The organism is Qipengyuania sp. NPDC077410 (genome assembly GCF_044543405.1).
GTDB lineage: Bacteria > Pseudomonadota > Alphaproteobacteria > Sphingomonadales > Sphingomonadaceae > Qipengyuania > Qipengyuania pacifica.
This window is the reverse complement of sequence record NZ_JBITWB010000002.1, coordinates 19,601-40,509: the sequence shown is the minus strand read 5'-3', so window position 1 is coordinate 40,509 and position 20,909 is coordinate 19,601. Positions and strand designations below refer to the sequence as shown.

The following is a 20,909-nucleotide window of genomic DNA, read 5'->3' as shown; positions in this document are numbered from 1 at the left end:
CCATCCATTAGCGCATCGTGCACGACTTTGCACTTCATATCTTGTCCACAATCTAATTGCAGGCAAGGAACCAATAAACGGCTAGAGCTTTGATTGGGAAAGATACGCGGTGGCAGCACCTTTCTGAAATGCAACGCCGATCTCTCGAAAGACATACCGACGGATGCTGCAACTTGCCGACACGTTCTGGAACTTCCGCGGCTCATTCAAGATCGGGGGATTGCTGGACGTCGGCACGCAGATGTCCCTGATACGCCGCGCGAACGGGCGTTTTCTCCTCCTCGACAGCTATGACGTGGAAGATGACGACCGCAAGAAGCTGCTGAGGGTGACCGATCGAGGGCGCGCCATCGATGCGATCATCAATGTTCACCCGTTTCATACCCTTCATTGCAAGGCGATGCACGAGCTCGCCCCGCAAGCGCGATTGATTGGCACGCGCCGGCATCGCGAACACCAGCCAGACCTGCCGTGGGACGGCGGCATGATCGAGGACGCGCAAACGCAGAATGAGTTTTCCGACGATCTGGAATTCTCAGGCCCCAACGGCATCGACTTGGTTACCGACGACAGCAGCGTCCATGCAGGTTCCGTGCTGGCGCGCCATAAATCCAGCGGGATCGTGCATGTCGATGACACCCTGAACGTGCTGGCCGCACCGGGCATTCTCAAGCGTTATCTCCCGCAATCGCAGCTCAAGTTTCATCCTGCTCTGTCCAAAGCCTTGCAAAAGCGCCGTGGAGCTGCGGATGATTTCGCCGCCTGGGCGCGCGACCTGAGCTCCCATTGGGCGGACACGCGCATCGTGTGCCGCGCGCGAGTGGAGGGGCGCAACGAAGGCACCCTCACGCTCTACGCTGCCGCGCCCGACGGGCGGCTGATTGGCGCCGACCTGATTGCGCCCGCTGGCGAACACCTCGCCCATATTCTTGCCGGGGCCATCCAGACCGGCACGACGGCGAGCGAACTGCTCGAGATGCCGTTCTATCACCCGACCATCGAGGAAGGCCTCAAATCCGCGTTGCGCACGATCTGCGCGGCGACACCCATCCCCTTGCCGCAAGACCAAGACACCGGCTCTCCGACAGGAGCCTGAACTTCATAGGAAATCACATGACCGACACGTCTCCCCTTTTTCGCCCGCTCGCCATGGGTGCGCTCGAACTGCCGAACCGGGTGCTGATGGCGCCGCTCACGCGCAATCGCGCCCATGCCGACGGCACGCCCAAGGACATCGCTGCTACCTATTACCGGCAACGTGCTTCGGCCGGGCTGATCGTAAGCGAAGCCACGCAGGTATCCGCCATGGGCAAGGGCTATATCGATACGCCAGGCATCTACACCGACGCTCACGTGGAAGGCTGGAAGCCCATCGTCGAGGCGGTTCACGCGGCGGGCGGGCGGATCTTCTGCCAGCTCTGGCATGTCGGCCGGATCAGCCATGTCTCGCTCCTGCCCGACGGCAGGCGACCCGTCTCTTCGAGCGCGGTACGTGCCGATACCCAGACCTTCACCGCCAACGGTTTCGAGGACGTGTCCGAGCCGGTCGCGCTCGATGCCGACGGGATCGCTCGGACATTGGACGATTTCGCGACCGGTGCGCGCTGCGCGAAGGAGGCGGGGTTCGACGGGGTGGAAGTGCACTCGGCCAACGGTTACCTGCTCGACCAATTCCTACAGGATGGGGTCAACAAGCGCGAGGACGAGTATGGCGGATCGGTCGAGAACCGGTTGCGCCTGCTCGGCGAAGTTCTCGACCGCGTCTGCAATGTTTGGCCTAAGGATCGCGTTGGCATCCGCCTGTCGCCATTGGGGCAGGCCAACGCCATCTCCGACAACGATCCCGAAGCCATCTTCGGCCCGGCCTATCGCATGCTGAACGATCGTAAGCTCGCCTATCTCCACGTCGTCGAGCAATTTTTCGGCTCCGACAGCAGCGAAGACGACCGGCAGCTGCTAAAGCGCCTGCGCGCGCTCTATGACGGCGTCTATATCGGCAATGGCGATTACGATGCCGAGCGCGCCGTGGAGGCCATCGGCGAAAGCCGCGCCGATGCGATCACCTTCGGACGGCCCTTCATCGCCAATCCCGATCTGCCCGAACGCTATCGGATCGGCGCCGACCTTAACGAGGCCGATCAGGACACCTTCTACGGCGGAGGCGAGGAAGGATACACCGACTATCCGTTCTTGGATCCGCAGCACTGATCTTGTCCGAACGCTATCGGCTGAACCGGTCAGTCGCCGATCGGCCCCAAATCAGTCATTGAACCGACGACCTCAAAATTCTTGCGGCCCCCGGCCCCCGGCCCCCGGCCTCCGACGGAGCCAGTTTTCTAATTGCGCTGCAAAAAGTTGCGCGGTCATCGACGTAGCTTTTTCAGGACTCGGAATTGTCACAGCGGCTTCGAATGGCAAGGAAGTTCAATGTCTCCTTTGCGCCCCCAAATTCGGTCGTTCGGCGTTGTCGCCGACGATCCCGAAAGCCGCCTTTCGTTTTGCCAACGCTCAACTGGTTCAGGCCCGACATTGCGCTCACGGCCCAACAGGCGTGGCCACAATTATGTTCGGAGTGCAGCAATCAGGGCGTCCCGAGCCATGGCCACGCGCGGGTGTCGCAGCGATGAGCGTGCCCAGACGAGGTAGTAAGCGTTGAGCGGCACCGTGATCGGCGCGGGTATTTCGATCAGCGTGCGGGCCGCGCGTTCGCTGCGGGTGAGATAGCCGGGCAGCACCGTCCAGCCCAGACCCGCGCACAATCCTGACCGTAGCACTCTCAAATCGGGCGCGGTCAGGGCGGGCTGATTCGTCAACTCGATCCGGTTGGCCTCGAGCCAGGTCCGCAGCAGCGGCCGGTCGAGATCGTAGGCAAGGTGGGCGGTTTGAGTGAGCCCTTCGGCCAGCGGCACCGCGGCAATCCGCCCCGCCACGGCGGGAGAGGCGACGGCGCGCAGGTGTTCCTCGCCCAGCGCATGGAAGGCCAACCGCGGATCTTCGGGTTGCGAGGCGGTGACAGCCAGATGCACCTTGTCTTCGAGGAGCATGGCATAAAGCGCCTCGCGCCCGCCGATATGCAGCCGCAGGTCCAGCCCTGCTTCCAGCAGCGGAGCCAGCCGGGGCGTGATCATCTCTCCCAGCAGGTCCGACGGCGCGGCGATGTGGACCGTGCCCGAGATGCGCGACGATCGGGCCCGCGCGCTGGCCAGTGCCGATTCCGCCGTATCGAGGCTGCTTCCGATCGAAGCCGCCAGATCGTCGGCAATCGCTGTTGGTCGGACGCCGCGCGAATGGCGATCGAACAAGGGACGGCCCAATTGCGCCTCGAGCGATGCGATGTGCTGCGACGCCGCCGGTTGGGTGATGCCGATTGCCCGAGCCGCCTCGCTCAGTGAACGACGGCGGTAGACTTCGACGAAGGTGCGCAACTGCAGGAGGGACATTGCGGTTCCATAAGCGAATTTATGGCCGTCCACCATTCCCGCTGGGTTTCATGATGCCGTTCCCTGCGTATCTAAGCTATCGAAAGGAACGATCGAAGGCAAAATCGCCGCCAAATGCTGATGGCTCTCACCGCTTTCTTTGTGGCGGGTGCGGCTGCGCCGGTTGCGTTTGCTCGTGCCCCCGACATCAATGGAAAAGGACAATTGACGATGACCCGCATTCTCATGGTGGCCACCTCCGCCGACCGCATGACTCCCGGCACCGAACCGACGGGTGTCTGGCTCGAGGAACTTACCACCCCGTATTATGCCTTCCGCGATGCGGGCGCCGAGGTGACGCTGGCCTCGATCAAGGGCGGCGCCATCCCCGTCGACCAACGCAGCGTCAACGCCGACGGCGAGAACGACGCTTCGGTCGAGCGCTATCTGAAGGACGAGGCCCTGAAGGCCGAGGTTGCCAGCACCCCTGTATTCACAAGCATCGATCCCGCCGGCTACGACGCGCTGTTTCTGCCGGGCGGCCACGGCACCATGTTCGATTACCCCGGCAGCGACGAACTGGCCCGCCTGGTCGAGCGCTTCGACCGCGAAGGCAAGATCGTCGCCGCCGTCTGCCATGGACCGGCGGGGCTGGTCTCGGCGAAGAAGACCGATGGCACGCCCTTCGTCGCCGGTCGCCGTGTCGCGGGCTTCACCGACAGCGAGGAACGCGCGGTCGGCCTCGATCACGCGGTGCCGTTCCTGCTCGAAACGCGGCTCAAGGAACTTGGGGGCAAGCACGAGGGCGGCCCCGATTTTGCCCCGTTCGCCCTGCGCGACGGCAATCTGGTGACCGGCCAGAACCCCGCCAGCGCTACCCGCACCGCGGAGCTGGTGATGGAAGCCCTTCAGGACAAGGTCGCCTGATCATGCGGTATCTCCACACCATGCTGCGCGTCGCCGACCCCGAGGCGGCGATCCGTTTCTTCACGCTGCTGGGTCTCAAGGAGACCCGGCGCATGGAGAACCAGGCCGGGCGTTACACGCTGATCTACCTTGCCGCCGACGAGGATTTCCGCGGCGACGGCGAGCAGGGCGAAGCCGAGGTCGAGCTGACGTACAACTGGCCGCCCGAGGACGGCAGCCCTGCCGAGACTTATACCGGGGGCCGCAATTTCGGCCACCTCGCCTACGGGGTCGACGACATCTACGAAACGTGCGCGCGGCTGCAGGCGGGCGGCGTGACGGTCAATCGGCCCCCGCGCGACGGACACATGGCGTTCGTGCGCTCGCCGGACGGGATCTCGATCGAACTGCTGCAGAAGGGCGAACACAAGGCTCCGGCCGAACCCTGGGCCTCCATGCCCAACACGGGCGAATGGTGATGGTGAAGTTGTTCGAACCGATTGAAGTTGGCGGGCTGCGGCTCGCCAACCGCATCGTCATCGCGCCGATGTGCCAGTATTCGGCAGTCGACGGCGCGATGACCGACTGGCACCAGATGCATCTCGGCCAGTTGGCGCTCTCGGGCGCGGGCGCGCTGACGATAGAGGCGACCGCGGTCAGCCCGGAAGGGCGCATCACCCACGGTGACATCGGCCTGTACGATGACCGTACCGAAGCGGCGATGCGAAGCGTGCTCGAAAGTGTGCGCCGTTGGTCGGACATGCCGCTGATCATCCAGCTGGCCCATGCCGGCCGCAAGGCGAGCAGCGCCAAGCCGTGGCACGGCGGAGCGCAGCTTCCCCCCGATACGGAGAATGGCTGGCAGACCGTGGCACCCAGCGCCGTTCCCTTTGCTCCGGACGACCATCCCCCTGTCGAACTGGACGAGGCAGGGCTTGCTCGCATCCGGGAGGCGTTCGCGGATGCCGCCCGGCGCGCCGGCAGGCTCGGCATCGAAGCCGTCCAGATCCACGCCGCGCATGGCTATCTGCTCCACGAGTTTCTTTCGCCGATTTCCAACCGGCGCGGCGATGCATACGGGGGCAGCCTCGACAACCGGATGCGGTTCCCGCTCGAAGTGTTCGGTGCCGTGCGCGAAGCGTTTCCCTCCGACCGCCCGGTGACCGTCCGCGTTTCGGGGACCGACTGGGTCGAAGGCGGCTGGACGGCGGAGGAAACCGCGCGGTTTGCGCAGGAGCTGGAGCGGCGCGGTTGTTCGGCAATCCACGTCTCCGGCGGCGGCCTCGACCCGCGCCAGCAGATCCCTGTCGGCCCCGGCTATCAGGTGCCGCTGGCGCGGACGGTCAAGGACGCGGTCGTTATGCCTGTCGTGGCGGTCGGAATGATCACCGATCCGCACCAGGCGGAGCGCATCCTCGAAGACGGGCATGCCGACGCCATAGCGATAGCCCGCGCTGCGCTGTGGGATCCGCGCTGGCCCTGGCACGCCGCCACCGCGCTTGGCGCATCGGTAAAGGCGCCCCCGCAATATCTCCGGTCCGAGCCCCACGAAGCGGGCCGCATCCTCAAGGAAATGATCCCATGAAAATCTCCGTCAAACTGCTTCTGGCCGCTGGCGCTGCCCTCTCGCTTGCCGCCTGCGCGACGACCCGCGAGGGTGCATCCGCGCCCCAGATTGAACAGGTCGCGACCTTCGATGGCGCGATGCCGACTGGCGTGACCGTCGCCCCCAACGGGCGCATCTTCGTCAACTTCCCGCAATGGGGCGACAACGCGCCGTTCACGGTTGCCGAGTTGGTCGACGGCAAGACGGTGCCTTATCCCGATGCCGCGACCAACCGGCCCGATCCGGCCGACCCGGCGGGGCATTTCATCTCGGTGCAGAGCGTGGTGGCAGACGGCGCCAATCGCCTGTGGGTGCTCGACACGGCGGCGCCCAAATTCTCTCAACCGCAGGCCGGCGGTGCAAAGCTGGTGGCAATCGACCTTGCGACCGACCGGGTGGTGAAGACGATCGTCCTGCCGCCCAGCGTGGTGCTGCCCACGACCTACCTCAACGATGTGCGCTTCGATCTGCGTCAGGGCGCCGAGGGCGTCGCCTACATCACCGACAGCAGCAACGAGGGGGTCGGCGGCATTATCGTCGTCGATATCGCCAGCGGGCGTGCGATCCGGCGCCTGTCGAACCATGCGACGACCAACCCCGAGCCCGGCTTCACCCCGGTTGTCGACGGCGCGGTGCTCATGAACCGTCCCGCCGATGGATCCGCGACGCCGGTAACAATCGCGAGCGACGCAATCGGGCTTAGCGCCGACGGCAGCCTGCTGTATTACGGTCCACTGTCGGGCCGCACGCTGCACGCGGTCCCCACGGCCATGCTGCGTGACCCCGCGGTGTCCGAGGAGGAACTGGCCCGCGCGGTACGCAGCCTGGGGCGCAAAGGCGCCTCGGACGGGATTGCCGAAGACGACCGGGGCCGCGTGTTCGCCGGCGATTACGAGAACAACGCGATCCGCGTGCTCGACCAGGGCCGCTGGACGACGGTAGTCAGCGACCCCCGCATCAGCTAGCCCGACACACTGTCGATCGGCACCGACGGCTATCTCTACTTCACTGCCAACCAGCTCCACCGCCAGCCCGGCTTTCACGGCGGACAGGATTTACGCCGCAAGCCTTACGAGCTGCTCCGCATCCGGGTGGGCGCCGGGCCCGTCCTCTTGCGCTCACAGTGATCCCATCAGGCCGGGCAGGCTCGCGCGGGGCCGCGATCCGGCAAAAAATCAACAACTGACTTGAAGGAATACAATTATGACAAAGGGTATCGAAGGCAAGGTCGTTCTCATTACCGGCGGCAGCAGCGGCATCGGCGCGGAATCTGCGCGTCTTCTCGCGGAACGCGGCGCGAAGGTGGCGATCGCCGCGCGTCGCAAGGACAGGCTCGACGAGGTCGTCGCTGACATCGCCGCAAACGGTGGCACGGCACGTAGCTACGCGCTGGACGTGACCGACAAATCGGCGGTCCGGTCCGTCGTCGCCGCAATCATTGCCGACTTCGGCCGCCTCGACGTGCTGATCAACAATGCCGGGCTTATGCCGATCCGTCCGATGGCCGAGGTCAACACCGACGAGTGGGACCAGATGATCGACGTCAATCTGAAGGGTACGCTCTACGGCATCGCGGCGGCCCTTCCCGGTTTTCTCGAGCAGGGCAGCGGTCACATCATCAACCTGAGCTCGGTTGCGGGTATCAAGGTCTTCGCACCGGGCGGCACGGTCTACTCCGGCACCAAGTTTGCCGTCAGCGCGATCAGCGAAGGCTTGCGCCACGAAGTGGGGGAAAAAGTCCGGGTCACGTCAATCGAGCCTGGAGCTGTCGAAAGCGATTTGAAGTTCACGACATCAGGCACGGCTGCCGAAACAGTGCTCGACTTCTACAAGCAGGCCATCCCGACGGCATCGGTGGCGCGTGCTATCGCGTTCGCTGTCGAACAACCGGATGACGTCGACATCAACGCGATCGTCATCCGGCCGACCGCACAGGAGTTCTGATTTCGACGAGGAGGCGGGGCCGGGTGTGCTCCGCCTCTTAGGGAACGTGCCGGCCCGCTCGTCCGTTAGTTTGCCGAACAATATCTGTCCGTTTCACTTGAGGAGTCTTTTATGCCCAAACTTGCCCTGTATGTACCGCTGAAGGCCAAGCCCGGAAAAGAGCGCGATGTCGCCGATTTCCTGACCTCGGCATTGCCGCTCGTTCAAGCTGAGCCGGGCACTCAGACCTGGTACGCGATCGAGGAAGGTCCCGGTGCGTACGCGATCTTCGATACGTTCGAGACAGAGGAGGATCGCCAGGCCCATCTCGACGGCAAGGTTGCCGCCGCACTGATGGAAAAGGCAGACGAACTGTTTTCCGAACCGCCGCAGATTCACAAGTTCACCCTGCTGGCCGCGAAATAGCGGAGCGGTCGGCACCCTAGCACGTCGCTCTCGCCCGCGGGGGGGACCCGCGCGCGGCGGCGTGCACTGAACAGCTTTCCCCGAACTGGCCAAGGAGACACGCCATGCGCACCATCCAGACACTCGAGCTGAACGACACGCGGACGATCATCGATGCGGGAATCGCGGAGGCCGAGCGGATCGGCAGCCCGTCGAACATCGCGGTGGTGGACGCGGGCGGCTGCCTCCTGGCGTTCGCGCGGATGGATGATGCGTGGCGCGGCAGCGTCGACATCGCGATAAGCAAGGCGTGGACGGCGCGCGCGTTCGACGTCGAGACCAAGGCGCTGGCGAAGCTCGCCCAGCCGGGCGCCGACTTCTACGGCATCCATGCCTCCAACGACGGCAAGGTGATGATCTTCGCCGGGGGCGTGCCGATCAAGAAGGGCGAGACGGTGATCGGCGCGGTGGGCGTGTCGGGCGGCACCGGCAAGCAGGACCAAGGCGTGGCCGAGGCGGCGGCGCAGGCGTTCGCGCACGGCTGAGCCTGGGAACGCGGCGGCACCGGCTCAGTCGACGGCGGCGGGCTCGGGCGCCTTCAAGCATTTCGACGAGCACGATGCTGGTTGGACGAAGGTCGTGCTCAAGCCGGGCACCTGACCTTAATCTTGAACAGAATAGGAGATAAATTATGACTTTAGAAGGCAAATCGGTCGCGATTCTGATCGCACCCCGCGGGACGGAAGAACCAGAATTCTCGAAGCCCAAGCAAGCTGTCGAGGACGCTGGGGGCAAAGTGACCGTGGTCAGTTTTGAACCGGGCAAGGCTCGCACAGTCAATGGCGATCTTGACGAGGGCGGCAGCTATACTATCAACAAGACGTTTTCCGAGGTGAAAGCCGACGATTTCGACGGACTTGTTGTGCCCGGAGGGACTGTCGGTGCCGACAAGCTGCGCGGCAGCGTCGAGGCAATCGGTTTCATCCGGGCTTTCTTTGATCAGAAAAAACCTGTTGCGGCCATATGCCACGCACCCTGGACATTGATCGAGGCGGGCGTGCTTGAGGGTCGCACCTTGACGTCCTACCCGACGCTGAAGGTCGATATCGAGAACGCCGGCGGTGCATGGACCAATGAGGAAGTCGTGGTCGACAACGGCCTTGTTACCAGCCGCGATCCCAATGATTTGCCCGCCTTTTGTGCCAAACTCGTTGAGAAAATCGCAGAAGGTGTCGGCGCAGCGCCCGCAGCAGGGAATTAAGGCGGGGCGTTTCGACGAAACGATGTGAGGGCCCTCTCCCTGGGGAAGGTCCGCACAAAGCGAGCGTGGCGGATGGCCGGCGATTGGCCGTCCGCCACGCCGCGTATCACACGAACACGGCGCACCTGACGGGCACTCAAACCCTAATCCACGTCAACCGCGGTGACACATCGCCGGCTCCCGCTTCCAGATTCGACCCATTCCAACGTGTGGTCGAGATGCACCTGATCGAACGTGCGTTCGGCCAGATTTACGACCTACAGCGCCGCCTTGAGATAGCGGGCGGTGAGACTGCCTTCCGCTTCCGCAACGACGCCAGGGACGCCGCTGGCAACGATACGGCCCCCATCTTCCCCGGCCCCCGGTCCTAGGTCGATGATCCAGTCCGCCTGTGTGATGGCGCGCATGTCATGTTCGACGACTACGACCGTATTGCCGGCGTCTACCAGGCCCTGCAGGTGTTGCATCAGCCGGTCCGCATCGGAGGGGTGAAGCCCCGAAGTTGGCTCGTCGAGGATGTAGATCGTGTTGCCGCGCTGGGCGCGTTGCAGTTCAGTCGCCAGCTTGATGCGCTGCGCCTCCCCGCCAGACAGCTCGGTCGCCGGCTGACCGAGCCTCAGATAGCCAAGACCGATCTCCCGCAACACGTCGAGGGAGCGCATCACCGATGCCTCGCCAGCGAAGAAATCGCACGCATCGTCGACCGTCAGTTCGAGCACCTGGGCGATATTGCGCCCGTTCCATTCGACTTCGAGCGTTTGCGGGTTGTAGCGAGAGCCATGACAGGTCGAGCACGGGGCAAAAACGCTCGGCAGGAACAGCAGCTCCACCATGACGTATCCCTCGCCCTCGCACACAGGGCAGCGGCCTTGCGGGACGTTGAACGAGAACCTGCCCGGGCTGTAATGCCGCCGGCGGGCGAGCGGCGTATCAGCGAAGATCCGTCGCACATGGTCGAACATGCCGCTGTAGGTGGCTAGGTTCGAACGCGGCGTGCGACCGATCGGTTTCTGATCGACCCGCACCAGCCTGCGAACATGCTCCATGCCTGCGACAATGCGTCCTTCAGTGTCGTTCTGCGCAACATCGAGCAGCGGATCGATATCCTTCTCCTCGGCCACGGGTGAGCCGCCGAGGTGTTCCGTGACGAGCTCGGGCAGCGCCTGACTGACAAGGCTGGATTTGCCCGATCCCGAAACGCCGGTGACAGCGGTGAAACAGCCGATGGGAAACTCGACGTCGAGACCATGGAGATTGTTCCGCCTGATCCCTTCCAGGCGTAGCCATGCCTTGGGGTCGCGCGGGGTGTGCTCACTGCGGAGCGGCTCTGCGAACAGGTAGCGGCGGGTGATCGAAGTCTCGACGTCGGCAAGCCCCTCTATCGGCCCGCTGTAGAGGACTTCACCGCCCTTTTCCCCGGCTCCCGGCCCGACATCGACGAGCCATTCCGCGCGGCGGATCACGTCGAGATCATGTTCGACGACGAACAGGGAGTTGCCCGCCGCCTTGAGACGCTCGAGGATGGTGAGCAAGGCTTCGCCATCTGCCGGGTGCAACCCCGCCGAAGGCTCGTCGAGCACATAGACCACGCCGAAAAGCTGTGACGACAATTGCGTGGCGAGCCGCAAGCGTTGCAGCTCTCCGGAGGAGAGCGTCGGCGTGCTGCGGTCGAGCGAAATGTAGCCAAGGCCAAGATCGATCAGCGGCTCTAGCCGCTCGATCAATTCGCAGGCGAGACGCTGTGCGGCGACCCGCTTTTCATCGGAAAGGTTGGGCGTGCGGCGCACGTCGGGCGCAGCCTTGTGCGCCGAACCTCCTGCCGCGACTCGCCGTTCGACCGCCGCATCGCGCGCCGCCTTGCCGAGGACATGGCCCTTCGGGACCGCCGCGGCGCCCCCGTATTCGCCATGCGCGACGGGCGTGAGCAAGTCCCGGAGTTTCAACACCGTCAGGTCGCCGAACTCGGCGATGTCAAGGCCCGCGAACTTCACGGACAGGGCTTCGCGCTTCAGGCGCTTGCCGTCGCAGGTCGGGCAATCGCGTCCGATGATATATTGCGAGACGCGCTTCTTCATCAGCGCGCTTTTCGTGTTGGCGAAGGTTTCCAGCACATAGCGGCGCGCGCCGGTGAAGGTGCCCTGGTAGCTCGGCTCCATGCCGCGCTTGAGCGCCGTCCGGGTCTGTTCGGGCGTCAGGCCCGCATAGACCGGCACCGTCGGCGCCTCTTCAGTGAAGAGGATCCAGTCGCGATCCTTTTTCGGCAGGTCGCGCCACGGCGTATCGACGTCATAGCCGAGCGAAACGAGGATATCGCGCAGGTTCTGGCCATGCCAGGCGGTCGGCCAGGCGGCGATCGCCCGGTCGCGAATGGTGAGGCTGTCGTCAGGAACCATCGTTTCTTCGGTCGCGTCATAGACGCGCCCGATGCCGTGACAGGTCGGGCAGGCGCCGGCGACCGTGTTGGGGGAGAAATCCTCCGCAAAGAGCATGGGTTGATGGCGCGGATACTCGCCGACGCGCGAATAGAGCATCCGCACCAGGCTGGAGAGCGTCGTCACGCTGCCGACCGAGGATCGCGCGTTGGCCGAGCCGCGCTGCTGCTGCAACGCGACCGCAGGCGGCAATCCGTCGATCGTGTCGACCTCCGGCACGCCGGCCTGGTCGATCAGGCGACGGGCATAGGGCGCAACCGATTCCAGATAACGCCGCTGGGCTTCGGCATAAAGGGTGCCGAACGCGAGCGATGACTTGCCCGAACCCGATATGCCGGTGAACACCACGAAGGCGTCGCGCGGTACATCGACGTCAATATTCTTGAGGTTATTCTGGCGCGCGCCGCGAACCTGCACGCAAGAGGGCGGCCCCGTATGCCCATGATCGGTGGCCGGCGTCGTCGCGTGAATATCCTTGCTCTTCATTTCAGTCTTCCTGCCCTATACGCCCGTGCGGCCCGTGTTTCATCACAGTCGGGTAGCAGATGAATGCATCGCGACGCGTTGCCCATTTGCGAGAGCGCGCGTCATCATGGCCTGGGTCGGGCCATGATGACGGACGAATTGTCGATCCGGGCGCCTCGCGCCGCTTCGTAACGATAGGTCAGTAGTGAATGACCGAGCGGATCGACTTGCCTTCGTGCATCAATTGGAAGGCCTCGTTGATCTCCTCCAAACCCATCGTGTGGGTTACGAACGGGGCCAGATCGATATCGCCTCTCATCGCGTCCTCGACCATGCCGGGGAGCTCTGTCCGTCCCTTGACGCCGCCGAAAGCTGACCCCTTCCATACGCGGCCCGTGACGAGCTGGAATGGGCGGGTGGAGATTTCCTCGCCCGCGCCGGCAACGCCGATCACGATCGACTGACCCCAGCCACGGTGCGCTGATTCAAGCGCGGCGCGCATGACGTGGACGTTGCCGATGCACTCGAAGGTATGATCCATGCCCCAGCCCGTCATCTCGATCAGCACTTGCTGGATGGGCTTGTCATGGTCCTTGGGGTTGATGCACTCGGTCGCACCGAACTGGCGTGCCAGCTCGAACTTGGACGGATTGGTGTCGATGGCGATGATGCGACCCGCCTTCGCCTGGCGCGCACCCTGAATCGCCGCGAGGCCGATGCCGCCGAGTCCGAACACGGCGACCGAGTCTCCGGGCTGGACCTTGGCGGTATTATGGACTGCGCCGATGCCGGTCGTGACGCCGCAGCCGAGCAGGCAGACGTGTTCGGGGTTTGCCTCGGGATTGATCTTGGCGAGCGAGACTTCGGCGACGACAGTATATTCACTGAAGGTCGAACAGCCCATGTAATGATAAAGGGGCTGGCCGTTGTACGAAAAGCGGGTGGTGCCATCGGGCATCAAGCCCTTCCCCTGCGTTTCGCGGACAGCGACGCACAGGTTGGTCTTGCCCGACAGGCAGAAGTCGCACTTGCCGCACTCGGCGGTGTAAAGTGGAATCACGTGATCGCCCGGCTCGACGCTGGTGACGCCTTCACCGACCTCGACAACGATACCCGCGCCCTCGTGGCCCAGAACCACCGGGAAAACACCCTCCGGATCACTCCCCTCCAGCGTGTACGCGTCGGTGTGGCACACACCGGTGTGCGTCACCCGGATGAGCACTTCACCTTTCCGGGGTGGGGCGACATCGATTTCGACGATTTCGAGTGGCTTGCCCGCCTCGAAGGCTACAGCGGCGCGAGATTTCATGTTCGGATACCCTCGTTAAGTTAAACTGATTGCTGGTGCGAGGCCGTTGCGTCAGCGCAAATTCATGGGCGCCGAGGGTCCGATCCTCTTTCGGAGAAGGGGGGGAGCGATCGCTCACTCCCCGGTATGCCGGTCAGACCGTAACGACGACCTTGCCGATCTGCTCGTTCGATTCGAGGAAGCGGTGCGCGTCCTGGATGGCGTCGAGCGGGAAAGTGCGCGCGATTCGCGGCTTGAGCGCGCCCGATTCCAGACCCGCCACGATAAACGCCTTGGCGCGATCGAGGGCGGCGTCGTCCGAGACGATCTCGCTGTAGACATAACCCTTGAGCGTGAGGCTCTTGCCCAACACGGAGAACAACGGGAACGGCGTCGGCTCGTCGCTAAGCGCGCCATATTGGAGCAGGATGCCGCCGCGCGCCATGCTCTCGGTCAGCGGCTCGAACGACGGGCCTCCGACCGGATCGAGCACCACGCGCGCACCTTGACTATCGGTTATCTCCATCACCCTCGCTACCAGATCCTCTTCCCCGGTCGCGACGACATGATGTGCGCCGGCATCGATCAGGGCCTGGCGCTTGGCGCCGGTACGCGTCGTCGCGATTACCGTCGCGCCGACCATCCGCGCAATCTGGAAGGCAGCAAGGCCGACGCTGCTGGATGCAGCAGTGACGATGACGAAATCGCCCTCGCCGAGTTTCGCCTGCTCCACCAGCGCACCCCAGGCGGTGACATACTGCATCCACACGGCCGCCGCTTCCTCGAACGACAGCGCCGCCGGATGCTTGACGACGAGGCGGGCGGGCACGTTGGCGACCTCGCCATAAGTGCCCCAGCGCGCGATATCGAGCGGAGGGATGACGCTGACGGCTTCGCCTTCCGCAAACCCGGTCACGTCCGCGCCGACCGCAGCTACAGTGCCGGCAGCCTCATAGCCGAGGCGGCTCGGGAACTCGGCTTCCTGAAGGTAGGCATGGTTGCGGAACATCACCTCGGCGCGGTTTATGCCAATCGCCTTCACCGCGATCTGCACTTCGTCCTCCGCGGGCGCGGGGACTGCCACATCCTCAATCCTGAGGACGCTGGCGTCGCCATATTCGTGGATACGGACAATGCGGCTCATTGCAGACTCCTTGATTATTGAATGATCGTTCTGTAAGGGGGTGGACCACCGGTTTCAAGATATTATTTATCGATCGTTCCATATCGTGCACCAGAGATGACAGAGACGAAAGCCCGTCGCCGCGCAGGTCGCCCTCGTGTGTTCGACACTGAGGCTGCGCTCGACAAGGCGGTGCGGCTGTTCTGGCAGCGCGGCTACGAGGCGACATCGATGGCCGATCTGGTGGCGGAGACTGGCGTCGCCGCCGCAAGCCTCTATGCTGCGTTTGGCAACAAGGCGGGGCTGTTTGCAGCGGTGATCGAGCGCTACGCCGCAACGTTCAGCGTCCACCTCTATGCACCCATCAACGATCCGGCGCTGTCCACCTACGAGGCCGTCAAAGGCCTGCTGGAACGAGCGGCGTCATCATTCTCGGAACCTGGAACGCCGGCCGGCTGCTTCATGTATTCGGCAGCGGCAGCCGTTTCGCCGGCGTCCGCCGCCATCGAATGCCTGCTGCGCGACAAGCGTATCGCGGCGGAGGCCCTCCTGATCGAGCGTCTGCAACGCGGTGCCGCGCAGGGCGAGCTTGCGGCCAACAGCGATCCGGCCGTGCTAGGCAAATTCATCAACACGGTCATGCAAGGCATGTCCGTTCAGGCGCGCGACGGCGCTACGCTCAACGAACTGCTCTCCATCGCCAAAATGGCGCTCGATCGATGGCCGGCCGCGATATGATCGTTAACTTGGTGGTCATCTGCCAATCCCCCTCCCGCGGGCCGGACAGTCGAACTCATCTCATAGGACGAAAGCACATGAAACACGTGACATTGCCGGGAGGGGAAGTGGTTCCTTCACTGGGTCAAGGCACCTGGAAGATGGGCGAACGTGCCGAGCGCCGATCCGATGAGATCGCCGCGCTGCGCGCCGGTGTCGAACTGGGCATGACGCTCATCGATACCGCCGAAATGTACGGCGATGGTGCGGCGGAAACGCTGATATCCGAGGCGCTGGGCGGCGTTCGCGACCAGTTGTTCCTCGTCAGCAAGGCATATCCGCAGAACGCATCGCGCTCCCGCCTTGCCGGTGCGTGCGAGGCGAGCCTGAAGCGGCTCGGCACCGACCGGCTGGACCTTTACCTGCTCCATTGGCGGGGATCGGTGCCGCTCGCTGAGACTGTGGAGGCATTGGAGGCGCTCAAATCGGCAGGAAAGATCCGACACTGGGGTGTCAGCAATCTCGATACCGACGATATGGAAGAGCTTGTCGCTGCCGGCGGGAATGGCTGCGTGACCGACCAGATCCTCTACAATTTAGTCCGGCGAGGCCCCGAATTGGACCTGCTGCCGTGGCTCGCCGAGCATAACATACCGGTTATGGCGTATAGTCCGGTCGAGCAGGGACGACTTTCTGCCCACCCCGCTCTCGACAAAATTGCAGCCGAGGTTGGCGCAACCCCTGTGCAGGTCGCACTTTCGTGGACGTTGCGGCAAGATGGTCTTATCGCCATCCCGAAAGCGAGTTCAGTCGCACATGTGCGGGAGAACCGCGCCGCCGCCGATATCGTTCTTTCCGACGCTCAGCTTGCGACACTCGACGCGGCATTTCCCAGGCCACGCCACCGCCGTCCACTCGAGATGCTTTAGCGTCAGATGACGATATTATCGCTCGAAGGAACAGAGCGTAAGAAGGATCGGCGGTAGAAGCCGAATTTAAACTTGTTGAGCCTGCCACTGGCGCGTGAAGTATCACTTCGCAAGCCTTCGCGCAGCAAGGTGAACCACTAGGAGTCTTCTTATGGATCGGATGCCCGCACTCTTTATCGGCCACGGAAGCCCGATGAACACGCTCGAGAGCAATGGCTACACCTCGGCCTGGCGGGCATTCGGGCCTGAGTTGCCCCGCCCCAAGGCGATCCTCGTGGTTTCTGCACATTGGTATTTCGGTGCTACGGCGGTGACGGCCATGGCACGCCCTCGCACAATCCACGATTTCTACGGATTCCCACAGGAGCTGTTCGACTTTGAATATCCGGCCCAGGGCGATCCGGACCTCGCGAAAGAGATCGTTGAGCTGGTTAAGCCCGAGTGGGTGGGTCTCGACCAGGATCAGTGGGGTCTCGATCACGGAACGTGGTCGGTGCTCGCGCACCTGTACCCTGAGGCGGACATCCCGGTGGTGCAGCTCTCGATCAACGCGCTCAAGCCGCTGAGCTATCATCTTGACCTTGGCGCAAGACTGGCAGCCTTGCAGGACCGCGACGTCCTGGTGGTCGCTAGCGGAAATGTCGTTCACAACCTCCGAGCCGTGCGCTGGAACCAGCCCGATTTTGCGTTCGACTGGGCAGAGCGTTTCGATGAAGCAGCGGTTCGCCAACTGGCAGAAAACCCGGGCGATCTGCTGCGCCTTGTGGAGCATCCCGATTATGCCGCGGCGGTTCCCACGCCCGACCATTTCGTTCCGCTGATTTATCTTGCCGGAATGGCGGCTGCCCGCAACGAAACCCTTGATCCGCTGGTGCGCGGCTATTCGATGGGTTCAGTGTCCATGACCTGTTACGGTCTTGGCACTGAAGGTTTGGCATGCTCCGAAAAAACGGGCGCGGCCAACTTGCCGAGTGATGTGCCGGCCGACCAGACGAATACATAATCCCTCGGTACACGGCGGACAGGCATGATGAAGTCAGGACGGAAGATGCGAAACGTCGGAGTTCGTCTTGATCCTTGAACACGAGAACATGTCGGAATCCTGGCTCTGCCCTCCCGGCTCGCGAAGTCGCGCCTAATGATCTTGCCTTCCTAGAGGACGTGTTCGACCGAACTGACGAGGATCATGCCGCGGATTTTCTCGACCATCAACTGTGGGCGCTGCGCACAAGCCTCGACCAAGACGCAATAATCGTCGCCCTCTTTGTCGATGACGGCGCGATAGACAGTTGCACCCTATAGGGACATGAGGTCGAGCACACGCAAAGGCATGTCGAGCGAGCCGACCCCGCGAATAAGAAATCGGTCCACGGTCACGCAGCGACAGCGAGTTCGTCAGGCGCGTCCAGCGAGGCGTTGGCGATCCGCTGCCGAGCCAATTGATCGGCAGCGGTGTGTGGCGCGACTCCGTGCGTTTCTGCGTGGGTGAACACGTCTGCCAGACGATCTGCAGTCGCTTCCACCCGTGCGTTCGAATCTGCTTGGGGCCAGCCCAGATATTCCGCGGCGACGTTGATGATTCCTCCTGCGTTCACGACGTAGTCAGGCGCGTAAAGAATATCGCACTCGGCAAGACGGTCGCCGTCCGCCGTAGTGGCCAGCTGATTGTTGGCTCCTCCGCAGACGACCTTCGCCCGCAATTTGCCCGCCGCCACTTGGTCGATCACGCCGCCCAGCGCACAGGGAGCGAATATGTCCGCCTTGGCCGAGAGAATGTCGGCGGCACCAACGATGGTGCCGCCGGTTGCGATGGCCAACCGCGCTGCCGCGGCGGCGTTGACATCGGACACCAGCAATTGCGCCCCTGCCTGGTGCGGCATCTGCGCGAGTGCGACGCCAACGTGACCGACGCCTCGAATGGCGATCGTGCAGTCGGACAGTGGCCGATGCAGCCTTTGGTGGGCGGCAAGCTCCATCGACGGAAAGACCCCCCGTGCGGTCCATGGCGATGGATCGCCGCCGACGCTATCAGCTTCCAGCGGTAACCCGGCGACATGGGCCGTATGTGTTCGCACCAGCGCCATGTCTTGGGGGGTCGTACCGACGTCCTCTGCCGTGACGTACTGCCCATTCGCCGCCGCTGCCTGGTACCCGTTTCATCCTTTTACGATGCCGAAGCACCAAAGGACGCTAAAGGCCGTATCTGGTTCGACCACCCCGAGGGCGACAAGCTCGTATGCGCCGGTATCTAGCGCGACAGCGACGAATGAGGCGTAGCTATTCGATGACCATCACCGACGCTTCGAAAGAGGCCTTGCGCTTCTACAACCAGAAGCCGGTCATCCTCATCTCCGCCGATCGCTGGCTCGATCACAACCGCACCGACCCCGCGGCGGCCCGCCGACCTTATTGAGACGAACTCACGATCGATCAGACGTCCGATCCTTGGCGCGAGGGTTAGCTCATTCAGTTTCAGATAACCGGTACCTGAATCATAGCTCCTCCGGTTTCATCACGCATTTGATGCAGCCATCGTCCTTGTCGCGGAAGGTCTTGTAGAAATCGGGCCCGTCCTTGAGGTCGCCCCGATGCGTGATGATGCCCGAAAGGTCGATCTCACCGGCTTCCACCCGCTTAAGCAGCGGCGCGAGATAGCGCTGCATGTGTGTCTGTCCCGATTTCATGGTGAGCCCCTTGTTCATGAAGGGCCCGATCGGGAACGTCACCTTATCGGCATAGACGCCGGGGACGGACAGCGCCCCGCCCTTGCGCACCGACATGACCATTTCCTGCAGCGCAAACGGCTGGTCGGACATGCCGGTGGTGTGCAGCTCGACCTTGTCCTTGATATCGCCCAGCACGCCGTGCCCGTGGGCCTCAGCGCCGACCGCGTCGATGCCTGCATCCGGTCCCCGGCCACCCGTCATCTCGTCTAGCGCCTCCTTGACGTCGGTCTGGCTGTAATCGATGGTTTCGGCTTTGCCGTAGCTCGCGGCGAGTGCCAGCCTTTCAGGCACCCGGTCGATCACGATGACCCGTTCCGCTCCCATCATCCACGCGCTGCGCACTGCGAACTGGCCGACCGGTCCTGCTCCCCACACCGCAACGGTTTTGCCCTTTTCATCGCCGATGGCGTTTTCCGCCGCCATCCAGCCAGTCGGAAAGATGTCGGACAGGAACAGCACCTTGTCGTCCGGCAGGTCGTTTTCCAGCTTGATCGGACCGACATCGGCGTGGGGCACCCTGACATATTCTGCCTGACCGCCGGAATAGCCACCGGTCAGATGGGAATAACCGAAAAGTCCGGCAGGAGCGTGGCCCATGGCCGCGCGCGCGTTTTCCGCGGTGCGATTGGTCGTATCGCACAGAGAATACATTTCGCGCTGGCAGAACCAGCATTCGCCGCAGGATATGGTGAAGGGCACCACCACCCGGTCGCCGACCTTCAACCTTTTAACATCCGCACCGACCTCGACGACTTCGCCCATGAATTCGTGGCCCAGGATATCGCCCTGTTTCATCTTGGGAACGACACCATCCATCAGATGCAGGTCGGAGCCGCAGATCGCGGTCGAACTGACCTTGAGAATGCAGTCCCGGGGATCCTCGATGCGAGGATCGTCGACCGTTTCGCAGCGGATGTCGTTCGTTCCGTTCCAGACTAATGCGCGCATATTTGGGCCCTTTTCGATGAATTCGGTTATTCCTTCTACCCTTTCAAACCTCAGAAGTTCCTAGTCTGGCAGATGTTAGACGGCCATTGGGTTGGGATCGACCGAGGCGTTTTTTACGCTTTGCTTGATGCCATCGATCGAGTTGCCGAAATGGGACTGACAGCACCATCACAATTGACTGTCCTCTCAACCTGCAATGACACCAGTAGTTTGTCATCGCTTGCAAGTGCTTATGCCGGTGCCAGGCTTCCTCAATGGTAGCGTGCTTGACACACCTCGTGGCATCGGAAGCGATGACTGAAGGACGGAGATCGAGATTATCCGGCGAATGTCAGTGCTCTACGATACTGCTGCCAGGACCAGAGATCCTCTCCCGACCCAAAATAGATGGCGTGAGCGCGGAGGCGAGCTCTGCTGTGCGCTTTTTCGAATACTAACCAGCTTACCGGAGCATCATTCAGAGTCCTAGCGATCCGTGGCATCGAGAATGACGCGGATCGCTTAATCTGGCCGATCCCACATAGGGAAGTGTCCGCTGCGCTCGAACCAGTGCATTGTCGCTTCCGGGTAGGCAGCTTTCGCGCGGCTGGCCTGCTGCGGCAGACACAGGCGATCCTTGTGACCCCGGCCGATGACCACCCGGGTCGACCGGGTCGACCGGGTCGCGGAGCCTTCCTGCATCGGGCCAGTGGCAAGGTCCTTTACCAACGAGTCGAACGTAAGCGTATCGGCAAACGACTGCAGTTCATTCAAGACGAAAC

At 63.0% G+C, this 20,909-nt stretch carries 21 protein-coding genes; 14 read left to right on the top strand and 7 right to left on the bottom strand.

The window, feature by feature from the left end; translation table 11 throughout:
- The first annotated feature begins 163 nt into the window (after nucleotides 1-163).
- Together ACIGGE_RS08115 and ACIGGE_RS08110 are read left to right on the top strand one after the other, a co-directional pair.
- Nucleotides 164-1,096 carry a hypothetical protein gene (locus tag ACIGGE_RS08115; RefSeq protein WP_397489989.1) on the top strand — a complete coding sequence of 311 codons (933 nt, stop codon included), beginning with the start codon at nucleotides 164-166 and terminating at the stop codon, nucleotides 1,094-1,096.
- A gap of 17 nt (nucleotides 1,097-1,113) precedes the next feature.
- Nucleotides 1,114-2,208 (top strand): alkene reductase, encoded by a 1,095-nt coding sequence (locus ACIGGE_RS08110; protein WP_397489988.1) that lies wholly within the window; start codon nucleotides 1,114-1,116, stop codon nucleotides 2,206-2,208.
- 353 nt (nucleotides 2,209-2,561) lie between these two features.
- On the opposite strand, the gene ACIGGE_RS08105 is transcribed toward ACIGGE_RS08110, so the two are convergent.
- Entirely contained in the window at nucleotides 2,562-3,440 is an 879-nt protein-coding gene (locus tag ACIGGE_RS08105) for a LysR family transcriptional regulator (protein WP_397489986.1), read from the bottom strand.
- 210 nt (nucleotides 3,441-3,650) lie between these two features.
- Between ACIGGE_RS08105 and ACIGGE_RS08100 the strand changes: the two genes are divergently transcribed.
- From ACIGGE_RS08100 to ACIGGE_RS08065, 8 genes are all read left to right on the top strand, one after another.
- On the top strand, nucleotides 3,651-4,346 hold the full coding sequence (locus tag ACIGGE_RS08100; RefSeq protein WP_100261487.1) for a type 1 glutamine amidotransferase domain-containing protein: 696 nt from the start codon (nucleotides 3,651-3,653) through the stop codon (nucleotides 4,344-4,346).
- 2 nt (nucleotides 4,347-4,348) lie between these two features.
- Entirely contained in the window at nucleotides 4,349-4,804 is a 456-nt protein-coding gene (locus ACIGGE_RS08095; protein ID WP_397489985.1) for a VOC family protein, read from the top strand.
- Nucleotides 4,804-5,910, top strand: a complete 1,107-nt coding sequence (locus ACIGGE_RS08090) for an NADH:flavin oxidoreductase/NADH oxidase (RefSeq protein WP_397489984.1) — start codon at nucleotides 4,804-4,806, stop codon at nucleotides 5,908-5,910. Before ACIGGE_RS08095 ends, ACIGGE_RS08090 begins: the two co-directional genes overlap by 1 nt.
- Nucleotides 5,907-6,896: an L-dopachrome tautomerase-related protein gene (locus tag ACIGGE_RS08085; protein ID WP_397489983.1), complete on the top strand. Its 990-nt coding sequence runs from the start codon at nucleotides 5,907-5,909 to the stop codon at nucleotides 6,894-6,896. Before ACIGGE_RS08090 ends, ACIGGE_RS08085 begins: the two co-directional genes overlap by 4 nt.
- A gap of 238 nt (nucleotides 6,897-7,134) precedes the next feature.
- Nucleotides 7,135-7,875 carry an SDR family oxidoreductase gene (locus ACIGGE_RS08080; RefSeq protein ID WP_397489982.1) on the top strand — a complete coding sequence of 247 codons (741 nt, stop codon included), beginning with the start codon at nucleotides 7,135-7,137 and terminating at the stop codon, nucleotides 7,873-7,875.
- A 111-nt stretch (nucleotides 7,876-7,986) separates the two neighbouring features.
- The gene (locus tag ACIGGE_RS08075; RefSeq protein ID WP_265559212.1) at nucleotides 7,987-8,280 is read left to right on the top strand and encodes a putative quinol monooxygenase; all 294 of its coding nucleotides are present in this window, start codon (nucleotides 7,987-7,989) and stop codon (nucleotides 8,278-8,280) included.
- Between the two features lie 104 nt (nucleotides 8,281-8,384).
- Complete coding sequence (locus tag ACIGGE_RS08070) at nucleotides 8,385-8,804, top strand: heme-binding protein (RefSeq protein WP_397489981.1); 420 nt, start codon at nucleotides 8,385-8,387, stop codon at nucleotides 8,802-8,804.
- 146 nt (nucleotides 8,805-8,950) lie between these two features.
- Entirely contained in the window at nucleotides 8,951-9,520 is a 570-nt protein-coding gene (locus tag ACIGGE_RS08065; RefSeq protein ID WP_397489980.1) for a type 1 glutamine amidotransferase domain-containing protein, read from the top strand.
- A gap of 257 nt (nucleotides 9,521-9,777) precedes the next feature.
- On the opposite strand, the gene ACIGGE_RS08060 is transcribed toward ACIGGE_RS08065, so the two are convergent.
- From ACIGGE_RS08060 to ACIGGE_RS08050, 3 genes are all read right to left on the bottom strand, one after another.
- Nucleotides 9,778-12,438, bottom strand: coding sequence for an excinuclease ABC subunit A (locus tag ACIGGE_RS08060; RefSeq protein ID WP_397489979.1), 2,661 nt, complete (start codon nucleotides 12,436-12,438; stop codon nucleotides 9,778-9,780).
- A gap of 178 nt (nucleotides 12,439-12,616) precedes the next feature.
- Nucleotides 12,617-13,726, bottom strand: a complete 1,110-nt coding sequence (locus ACIGGE_RS08055) for an S-(hydroxymethyl)glutathione dehydrogenase/class III alcohol dehydrogenase (RefSeq protein WP_397489978.1) — start codon at nucleotides 13,724-13,726, stop codon at nucleotides 12,617-12,619.
- 133 nt (nucleotides 13,727-13,859) lie between these two features.
- A complete protein-coding gene (locus tag ACIGGE_RS08050) occupies nucleotides 13,860-14,849 on the bottom strand; it encodes a zinc-dependent alcohol dehydrogenase family protein (RefSeq protein WP_397489977.1) in 990 nt (329 codons plus the stop codon).
- A gap of 138 nt (nucleotides 14,850-14,987) precedes the next feature.
- Between ACIGGE_RS08050 and ACIGGE_RS08045 the strand changes: the two genes are divergently transcribed.
- The 3 genes from ACIGGE_RS08045 to ygiD all read left to right on the top strand — a co-directional run bounded on the left by ACIGGE_RS08045 (nucleotide 14,988) and on the right by ygiD (nucleotide 17,477).
- Nucleotides 14,988-15,566, top strand: a complete 579-nt coding sequence (locus ACIGGE_RS08045) for a TetR/AcrR family transcriptional regulator (protein ID WP_397489976.1) — start codon at nucleotides 14,988-14,990, stop codon at nucleotides 15,564-15,566.
- Nucleotides 15,567-15,643: 77 nt separating this feature from the next.
- On the top strand, nucleotides 15,644-16,474 hold the full coding sequence (locus ACIGGE_RS08040) for an aldo/keto reductase (protein ID WP_397489975.1): 831 nt from the start codon (nucleotides 15,644-15,646) through the stop codon (nucleotides 16,472-16,474).
- A gap of 151 nt (nucleotides 16,475-16,625) precedes the next feature.
- The gene (gene ygiD / locus ACIGGE_RS08035; protein ID WP_100260587.1) at nucleotides 16,626-17,477 is read left to right on the top strand and encodes a 4,5-DOPA dioxygenase extradiol; all 852 of its coding nucleotides are present in this window, start codon (nucleotides 16,626-16,628) and stop codon (nucleotides 17,475-17,477) included.
- 370 nt (nucleotides 17,478-17,847) lie between these two features.
- Here ygiD and ACIGGE_RS08030 read toward each other — a convergent pair whose 3' ends face one another.
- Entirely contained in the window at nucleotides 17,848-18,549 is a 702-nt protein-coding gene (locus ACIGGE_RS08030; RefSeq protein ID WP_397489974.1) for a Glu/Leu/Phe/Val dehydrogenase family protein, read from the bottom strand.
- A gap of 209 nt (nucleotides 18,550-18,758) precedes the next feature.
- Between ACIGGE_RS08030 and ACIGGE_RS08025 the strand changes: the two genes are divergently transcribed.
- On the top strand, nucleotides 18,759-18,887 hold the full coding sequence (locus tag ACIGGE_RS08025; RefSeq protein WP_397489973.1) for a hypothetical protein: 129 nt from the start codon (nucleotides 18,759-18,761) through the stop codon (nucleotides 18,885-18,887).
- Nucleotides 18,888-18,966: 79 nt separating this feature from the next.
- Here the strand turns inward: ACIGGE_RS08025 and ACIGGE_RS08020 are convergent, their stop codons facing one another.
- On the bottom strand, nucleotides 18,967-20,148 hold the full coding sequence (locus ACIGGE_RS08020) for a zinc-dependent alcohol dehydrogenase (RefSeq protein ID WP_397489972.1): 1,182 nt from the start codon (nucleotides 20,146-20,148) through the stop codon (nucleotides 18,967-18,969).
- A gap of 501 nt (nucleotides 20,149-20,649) precedes the next feature.
- Nucleotides 20,650-20,901, bottom strand: a complete 252-nt coding sequence (locus tag ACIGGE_RS08015) for an alpha/beta fold hydrolase (protein WP_397489971.1) — start codon at nucleotides 20,899-20,901, stop codon at nucleotides 20,650-20,652.
- Nucleotides 20,902-20,909 lie beyond the last annotated feature (8 nt).